Source organism: Cyanobium sp. LEGE 06113, assembly GCF_015207615.1.
On record NZ_JADEWM010000006.1, the window covers coordinates 152,666 to 160,529 of the forward strand.

The following is a 7,864-nucleotide window of genomic DNA, read 5'->3' on the forward strand; positions in this document are numbered from 1 at the left end:
CCCCGACGGCGTTCAACGGTGCAGGAAGCCTAGGGGCTGGCTTCAGCGGTACTGCCCGTCGTTGATGCGATCGAAGCCCTCGTTCAGGGCAATGGACGCCGGGGTCACGGTGAAGTTGTCCTTGTACTTGTTGAACAGCTCCTTCTGGCGCTCGGTGAGGTCGAGGTTCAGCACGTCATCGACGCTGTCGTAGGGGCCGCCCAGCACGATCTTGCCGGCCAGGGTGGGGTACATGCCGGGGTAGTCCTGGAAGCGGCGCACGGAACTGTTGTTGAGGTCCACCTTGCCGCCGCGTTCAGCGATCTTGTCGTCGGCGGTGTTGCGACGCTCAGCCGCCACCGCTGCCGGAGGCAGCACCAGGGTGACCAGCAATCCGGCCAGCACAAGACCACTCATCAGCCAGGCAGCCAGCCTTTTCATCACGAGAACTCTCCGGAGAAGGACAGGAACAGGCGGTGGCCGGACCACCGACCGCTAACCGTACAGAAGAGAATCGTCTGAAATCCCCCCAGCCCTTCAGGCATTTGCAGATCTTCAGATCAGGCCGGTGAGGCCCGGAGCCAGCAGAGCCAGCAGCAGAAACAGGCCGTCCACGGCCAGGGTGGTGATCAGGGTGGCGCCCACCACCTGACCCAGCTCGCCTCGCTGCCACAGCCATCGGCTGGCCGCGAGCAGCAGGGCGGCAAAGCCGGCCACCAGGGCCAGGCAGGCCGGCTGCAGCACCTGCAGCCCTGCGGCGTGCAGCACCAGCATCGCCTCGCCGCCTGGGGCGGCGAGGGCCTCGGGCCAGAGGGGCATCAGGCCGGTGGCGGCGATGGCCGCGTCGGTGCTGGCCGTGCCGATCAGGGAACCCAGGTAGAAGCCGCAGGCCAGGCGCCAGCGGCTGCCCAGGCCCGCCAGGGCCAGGGGCAGGGCAAAGGCTTCGATCGGCAGGTGCCAGAGGGGATGCAGACGGGCCCAGCCCCAGAACAGCGAACCGGCCAGCCAGCTGCCGGAGAAGCCCACCAGCAGCAGTCCGAGATGGCGTAGCCGGGGCTCGCTGCGGCGCTCCAGACCCAGGCCGATCGCCAACAGAACAGCGGTGAACAGCACTGAGCTGGCGGGGGCGAACCGCACCCAGGGGGCCTGCAGGAACACCGGCAGGGCCACCAGCACCACGCTGATGACCACCAGGCCGAGGCGGGGCTGCAGCAGCGTCTCAGTCGATGAGGCCTGGGGTCTGGCCGGGCCGGCTCCCACCAGGCGAGGGGTCAGAGCGTCAGAGACGGTCGGTCGAGGCAGTGTGCTGGTGGGAGCCCCGATCACCGTGTTGTGAAGAAAGTTGTGCAACCTTAAGGGGTCTGCAGCACCCGCCTGGCCATAGGGTCGGCCATCGATGCGCTCCCACCGGGATGCAGGCAGCTGGATCGATCGCTGAGGCCGGGCTGCAGCCCGGCCTGCTGGAGGCCTGTTGGCGAGCCCTGGTGCTGGGAGTGGTTCAGGGGCTCACCGAGTTTCTGCCGATCAGCAGCACGGCCCACCTGAAGGTGGTGCCGGTGATGCTCGGCTGGGGGGATCCGGGCGTGGCCGTGACCGCCGTGATCCAGCTCGGCAGCATCGCGGCCGTGGTGGCCTACTTCCGCCGTGACCTGCGCGAGGTGCTGGGGGCCATGGGGCGAGCTTGCCGCCACGGCCAGTGGAGCGACCCCTCGGCCCGGCTGGGGGTGGCGATCGGCCTGGGCAGTGTGCCGATCGTGCTGGCGGGCCTGGCCATCAAGCTCTGGGTGCCGGACTTCGACAATTCGCCGCTGCGCAGCCTCACGGCCATTGCGGTGGTGTCGATCGTGATGGCGCTGCTGCTGGCCCTGGCCGAGGCCCTGGGTCGCCGCCGCCGCCAGCTGGTGGCTGTGCGGCCCTGGGACGGGATTCTGGTGGGCCTGGCCCAGATGCTCGCTCTGGTGCCCGGCGTGTCGCGCTCCGGCAGCACGCTCACCGCGGCCCTGTTCGATGGCTGGCAGCGGGCCGATGCCGCCCGCTTCTCCTTTCTGCTGGGCATCCCGGCGATCACTCTGGCCGGGTTGGTGCAGCTCAAGGACGCCCTCGAGGCTCCGGCTGCAGGCGGCGTGATTCCGATGCTGGTGGGCATCGCCTCGGCGGCGGTGGTGTCCTGGGCGGCCATCGCCTGGCTGCTGCGCTATCTGCAACGCCACAGCACCTGGCTGTTCGTGGGCTATCGCCTGCTGTTCGGCCTGGTCATCCTGCTGGGCCTGCGCGCCACAGTGGGGCCGTGAACGCGGACTTCTGAACAGCAGCGACCATGTGGAATGAACCTTCCGCCGGGATCGCTCTGGCCGGGCCGTCCGGCGAGCCCCTCAGCCTGCCCCAGCCGGCGGTGGTGGCCAGCGTGGAGCCCGAGTCGATCGGGGCCGAGCTGGGCGTTGAGCCCGGCGACCGCCTGCTCAGCATCAATGGCCGCCGTCCCCGTGATCTGATCGACCTGCAGATGCTGGTGGGGGAGGAGGAGCTCGTGCTGGAGATCCAGGATCCAGGCGGCACGCTCCACACCGTGGAGCTGGAGAAGGATCTCGACGTGGGCCTGGGGCTGGTGTTCACCGAGGCCCTGTTCGATGGCCTGCGGCAGTGCAACAACGCCTGTGCCTTCTGCTTCATCGACCAGCAGCCCCCCGGGCGCCGCCGCAGCCTTTACCTCAAGGACGACGACTACCGGCTGAGCTTCCTCTACGGCTCCTACCTCACCCTCACCAACCTCACCCCAGCCGACTGGCAGCGGATCGAGCAGCAGCGCCTCTCGCCCCTGTTCGTGTCTGTGCATGCCACCGATCCGGAGCTGCGCAGCCGCCTGCTGGTGAACCCGCGGGCCGGGCTGCTGCTGGAGCAGCTGCGCTGGTTCGCGGCCCGCGATCTGCAGATCCATGCTCAGGTGGTGGTGTGCCCCGGCCTCAACGATGGCCCTGCCCTGGAGCGCACCCTGCGGGATCTGGCCGGTTTCGGCGGCGGCGACTGGCCGGCGGTGCTCTCGGCGGCCGTGGTGCCAGTGGGGCTGACCCGCTTCCGCCCCAAGGACGATGCCCTGCGGCCGGTGGACCGGGCCTGTGCCCGCCAGGTGGTGGCCCAGGTGGAGGCGCTCCAGGCCGAGTTCGAGCCGGCCCTGGGCAGCCGCTTCGCCTGGCTCTCCGACGAGTGGTATCTGCTCGCCGGCCTGCTGCTGCCCCCGCGGCGCGCCTACGAGGACCTGCCGCAGCAGGAGAACGGTGTGGGCAGCATCCGCGCCTTCCTCGAGGCCCTCGATGCGGCCACCGCCGCCCTGCCCCGCCGCCTGGATCGCCCCCGCCGCCGCAGCTGGGTGGTGGGCCGGCTGGTGGCCGAGGCCCTGCAGCCCGTGGTGGATCGCCTCAATGCCGTGGAGGGCCTGGAGCTGGTGCTGCACGGGCTGGAGAGTCCCTACTGGGGGCAGCAGCAGGTGGTGACCGGGCTGCTCACCGGCTCCGACCTGCTGGAGGGCTTGCGGGACGCCGACCTCGGCGATGCGCTGCTGCTGCCGAGCGTGATGCTCCGCCAGGGGGAGCCGGTGTTCCTCGACGACATGACCCTGGAGCAACTGCGTTCGGCCCTGCCCGTTCCCGTGCTGCTGGTGGGGAGTGCGGCCGATCTTGTGGCCTGCTGTATCGGCAGTGACGGGCTGGATCCTTAAACTCCGGCAGAACCGTAAGGACTCCGGCGTGTCCCGACTCGCATCCCGCCTGGCCTTGCTGGGCGTCCTGGGCCTGCCCCTGACTACTGTGCTGCTGGGGCCTGCAGCGGCCCTGGCCCAGGAGGAGTCTCCTGAGTCCGGTCTGCCGGAAGCCGGCGAGGCCGAACCGCCCGAGGCCACTGCGGCCACCGAGGCCCTTCCACTGGCCCCGGACATCAAGGGCGAGCGACCGCGGCTGAATCCTGCGCTTGTGACCCCGGCCGCCACCCAACTGCAGCCTGGTCTGGAAGACCTGCCCGCCCCTGATTCCCTGGCTCTGCCCACACGACCGGAGCAGGTGGTGATCGAGGAACTGCGGCCTCTGACCCTGATCCAGGTGGAGAACCTCGCTGAGGTCAACAATCCCAGCCTCAAGGCGATCGCCTCCCAGGTGGATCAGGCCCAGAGCGCCCTGCGGGCTGAGATCGCCCTCTGGTACCCCAGCATCGACCTGAATGCCAACGCGCTGCCTTCCTTCAGCTACTCAAGGCAGCGCAACAGCCTCAGCACCGGCGACAGGGAAACGCGTACCCAGGACCGCTGGGCAGCGGGTCTGGCGATCACCGCCCAGTGGGCCCTGATCAACCCGCAGCGCACGCCCTCGATCGCGGCGGCCCGCGATGAGTTCGAGAGGGCTAAATACCAGTACGTGATCGCCCTGCGGGATCTGCGTCTGCAGGCCGCCCAGCTCTATTTCACGCTGCAGCAGCGCGACGATCAGGTGAGAATCGGTCAGCAGTCGGTGCGCGCCTCCCTGGTGAGCCTCAGGGATTCCCGGGCTCGCTTCCAGGCCGGCGTGGCCACCAAGCTGGAGGTGCTTGAGGCCGAAACCCAGCTGGCCCGCGACCAGCAGCTGCTCACCACGGCCCTGGCGGAGCAGTCGATTTCCCGCCGCCGCCTGGCCGCCCTGCTCGACCTGCCCCAGAACGTCACCGCCACGGCGGCCGATCCATCCCGGGTGCTGGGAGTGTGGCAGCCCTCGATCCAGGAGAGCATCGTGGCGGCCTACGCCTTCCGCGAGGAGCTCGACCAGATCCTGCTGGACATCTCCATCTCCAACAGCAACGCCAACGCCGCCCAGGCCGCCAGCCAGCCCTTCCTGAACGTCTTCGCGGAACTCGGCTCCGATTTCGTCAACGGCGGTCAGGACTTGGGTGACATCACTGTTGATTCCTCCAGAAGCTTCGACACCCGCGTGGGGCTCAATTTCAGTTGGAGCCTGTTTGATGGCGGGGCGTCGGCGGCCCGGGCTCGCCAGGGCCGCCAGCGGGCCCAGCAGAACCGCTTTGAGTTCGCCGACCGCCGCGACTCGATTCGCGAGGAGGTGGAGGAGAGCTTCTACAACCTCGATAAAAACAACCGCAACATCACCACCACGGCCCGCGAGGTGATCTCCGCCCGGGAATCCCTGCGGCTGGCGCGGTTGCGCTTCCAGGCCGGCGTCACCACCCAGCGGGAGGTGGTGGACACTCAGCGGGACCTCACCCAGGCCGAGGTGCGCTACGCCGAAGCCATCACCGAATACAACGTGAACCTGGCCGAGCTGCGGCGCCGCACCGGTCTCGATCAGATCACCACCTGTCCGGCCCGCAGCCTCTCGCCGATCAAGCCTGAGCCAGCCGCCGACATTCCCGTTGAGCCCACCCCTCTGCTGCCGGCCTGCCAGGCCGCTGTGCCGGGGCCGGCCTGATCGGTGGCCACGGCCGAGGCTCCGATGCAGACCCAGGCCCCGGGCCTTGGCCTGGCGCGCACCCTGCGCCTCGGCCTCTTCCAGGGCTGCCTCGGCTGCCTGGCGGTGATCTTCGCGGGCCTGCTCAACCGGGTGATGATCAGCGAGCTCAACATCCCTGCCCTGCTGGTGGGGGTGGCCCTGGCCTTTGAGCAGTTCGTCTCGCCGGCCCGGGTGCTGGTGGGTCAGGTGTCCGATGCCCATCCCCTGGGCGGTCGTCACCGGCTCCCCTACATCTGGATGGGCACGGCGGCCTTCTGCGCTCTGGCCGTGCTCTCGATTCCCCTGATCTTCCACGTGGCCCGCCTGCTGCAGGCCGGTGAGGCCCACACCATCACGGCGGGGGTGCTAGCCCTCTGCGGCCTGTTCGCCGCCTACGGGCTGGCTATTTCCACCGCCTCCACGCCCTACCTGGCCCTGGTGATCGACCGCACCAACGAGCAGGAGCGCCCCCGGGCGGTGGGCATCATCTGGTGCCTGCTCACGGTGGGCATCGTGGCGGGCGCCATCAGCATCGCCATCGGCCTGCGCGGCCTCGATGGGGTGGAGGACCCCGCCGTGCTGGAGCCGGTGCTGTTCGCCTTCATGGTGAAGGTGGTGCTGGTGGTGCTGCTGATCACCCTGGTGGCCACCGCGGGCATGGAACGTCCCCAGACGGGTCAGCAGCTCAGCACGGCGGCGCCCGCCAGGATTCGATCACCCTGAAGCAGTCGTGGGCCCTGATCACTTCGAGCCGCCAGGTGCTGGTGTTCTTCCTGTTCCTGGTGCTGTTCACCCTGGCCCTGTTCCTGCAGGATCCGATTCTCGAGAGCTACGGGGCTGAGGTGTTCGGGATGCCGATCGCGGCCACGGCCTCGCTGAATGCCCTGTGGGGAATCGGCACCCTGCTGGGCCTGCTGCTTGCCGGCCTCTGGATCGTGCCCAAGGCCGGCAAGCTGGCCACGGCCCGGCTCGGCTGCCAGCTGATCCTGGCGAGTCTGCTGTTGTTGATGGCGGCGGGCGCCCTGGGTCAGATTCCGGTGTTACAGGTTGTGATGGTGCTGTTCGGGCTGTCGGCCGGCATCGGCACCAACAGCGCCCTGGTGCTCATGCTGGATCTCACCCTTCCCCAGGCGGCCGGCACTTTCGTCGGGGTCTGGGGTCTGGCCCAGGCCATGTCCAGGGCCCTGGGCAAGGTGATCGGCGGCGGCCTGCTCGACCTGGGGCGTTGGCTTCAGGAGATCAGCGGACTGTCCCCAGGTCCTTTGCCCCCCTTCGCCCTGGTGCTTGGCGTCGAGGCCCTGGTGGCGCTGGCGGCCCTGGTGGCGCTGAGCCGCGTCAACCTGCGCCAGTTCAGGGAGGATACGGGCAGAAGTCTCAGCAAGGTCCTGGCCCTCGAGATTGGATGACCACAACACCCACCCGCCCTGCTCTGGATCCAAGGCTTGCAGCCCTGCTCGATCGGGTGGCCGAGCGGCAGCGCGCGGATTTCGGTCATGCCGTGTCGGATCTGAAGGCCGACGGCAGCCTGATCACGGCCTGTGATCGCTGGAGCGACGCCACCCTGGTGCAGGGGCTGGGTGAGCTCTTCCCCAGGGAGGGAGTGCTGAGCGAGGAGGGCGACAAGCATGTCCCCCGGAGCGAGGCCTTCTGGGTGGTTGACCCCCTGGACGGCACGACCAATTTCGCGGCGGGCATCCCCTACTGGGCCATCTCGCTGGCCCGTTTCGAGGCAGGGCGGCCGGTGCTGGCCGTGCTGGATGTGCCGCCGCTGCGCCAGCGCATCGTGGCGGTGCGGGGCCAGGGGGCCTGGCGCAATGGCAAGCCCCTGCATCCCCCCTCGCTGCAGGCCCATCCCGCCGGCTGTGCCTCCCTCTGCAGCCGTTCGATCGGGGTGCTGCAGAAGCTTCCCAACCGCCGCTTCCCCGGCAAGATCCGCCTGCTCGGGGTGGCGAGCCTGAACCTGGTGAGTGTGGCCATGGGCCAGACCGTCGCGGCCCTGGAGGCCACGCCCAAAATCTGGGACCTGGCGGCGGCCTGGCTGGTGCTCGATGAACTCAGTTGTCCGCTGCGCTGGCTGCTGCGTTCGCCTGAGCAACTCCAGCCCGGCAGCGATCAGACCCTGGCCGACTATCCAGTGCTGGCGGCCGATCGCGGCACAACGCTGGAGCGCTTCATGCCGTGGGCGGACGCTCTGGTGACGCTCAAGCCTGAAGCACCGGCAGAGGAGGGCTGAGCAGGTGCTATAGTTTTGGACTGCTCTGAGAGGGGAAGGCCGCGAGGCTGGAACCAGAGAGGAGCAGGCTTACAGAGATGGAAGAGCGCCTGCGAGAGCGGCCCTTCGGTGCTGTAGGTTTCTTAGGTCGCTGCGAGGCGACAGCCACCGAGAGCTTCTGGAAACGGGAGTGGAGGTAGCAGAACCTGGA

Annotated in this window: 8 protein-coding genes; 6 read left to right on the forward strand and 2 right to left on the reverse strand. The window is 68.8% G+C overall.

Annotation, left to right across the window (positions count from 1 at the left end; translation table 11 throughout):
• Positions 1 to 42: 42 nt before the first annotated feature.
• Both psbU and IQ220_RS11645 read right to left on the reverse strand, forming a co-directional pair.
• Entirely contained in the window at positions 43 to 420 is a 378-nt protein-coding gene (gene psbU / locus IQ220_RS11640; protein WP_186698476.1) for a photosystem II complex extrinsic protein PsbU, read from the reverse strand.
• Positions 421 to 534: 114 nt separating this feature from the next.
• Complete coding sequence (locus IQ220_RS11645; RefSeq protein WP_225875753.1) at positions 535 to 1,239, reverse strand: DUF3120 domain-containing protein; 705 nt, start codon at positions 1,237 to 1,239, stop codon at positions 535 to 537.
• A gap of 152 nt (positions 1,240 to 1,391) precedes the next feature.
• Between IQ220_RS11645 and IQ220_RS11650 the strand changes: the two genes are divergently transcribed.
• From IQ220_RS11650 to IQ220_RS11670, 6 genes are read left to right on the forward strand one after another with little or no spacing between them, the layout of a single operon-like run.
• On the forward strand, positions 1,392 to 2,270 hold the full coding sequence (locus IQ220_RS11650; protein ID WP_193915123.1) for an undecaprenyl-diphosphate phosphatase: 879 nt from the start codon (positions 1,392 to 1,394) through the stop codon (positions 2,268 to 2,270).
• A gap of 26 nt (positions 2,271 to 2,296) precedes the next feature.
• Positions 2,297 to 3,691, forward strand: a complete 1,395-nt coding sequence (locus IQ220_RS11655) for a TIGR03279 family radical SAM protein (RefSeq protein WP_193915125.1) — start codon at positions 2,297 to 2,299, stop codon at positions 3,689 to 3,691.
• 28 nt (positions 3,692 to 3,719) lie between these two features.
• Positions 3,720 to 5,420 (forward strand): TolC family protein, encoded by a 1,701-nt coding sequence (locus IQ220_RS11660; protein WP_193915127.1) that lies wholly within the window; start codon positions 3,720 to 3,722, stop codon positions 5,418 to 5,420.
• A 3-nt stretch (positions 5,421 to 5,423) separates the two neighbouring features.
• A complete protein-coding gene (locus IQ220_RS16120; RefSeq protein WP_370566447.1) occupies positions 5,424 to 6,164 on the forward strand; it encodes a PucC family protein in 741 nt (246 codons plus the stop codon).
• Between the two features lie 35 nt (positions 6,165 to 6,199).
• A complete protein-coding gene (locus tag IQ220_RS16125; RefSeq protein ID WP_370566448.1) occupies positions 6,200 to 6,847 on the forward strand; it encodes a PucC family protein in 648 nt (215 codons plus the stop codon).
• Positions 6,844 to 7,674, forward strand: a complete 831-nt coding sequence (locus IQ220_RS11670; RefSeq protein ID WP_186698483.1) for an inositol monophosphatase family protein — start codon at positions 6,844 to 6,846, stop codon at positions 7,672 to 7,674. Before IQ220_RS16125 ends, IQ220_RS11670 begins: the two co-directional genes overlap by 4 nt.
• Positions 7,675 to 7,864 lie beyond the last annotated feature (190 nt).

What these genes read in the sequence shown, in the direction of transcription:
- psbU (WP_186698476.1), bottom strand. Translation starts at nt 420, where the DNA reads ATGAAAAGGCTGGCTGCCTGGCTGATGAGTGGTCTTGTGCTGGCCGGA.
- IQ220_RS11650 (WP_193915123.1), top strand. Translation starts at nt 1,392, where the DNA reads ATGCAGGCAGCTGGATCGATCGCTGAGGCCGGGCTGCAGCCCGGCCTG.
- IQ220_RS11655 (WP_193915125.1), top strand. Translation starts at nt 2,297, where the DNA reads ATGTGGAATGAACCTTCCGCCGGGATCGCTCTGGCCGGGCCGTCCGGC.
- IQ220_RS11670 (WP_186698483.1), top strand. Translation starts at nt 6,844, where the DNA reads ATGACCACAACACCCACCCGCCCTGCTCTGGATCCAAGGCTTGCAGCC.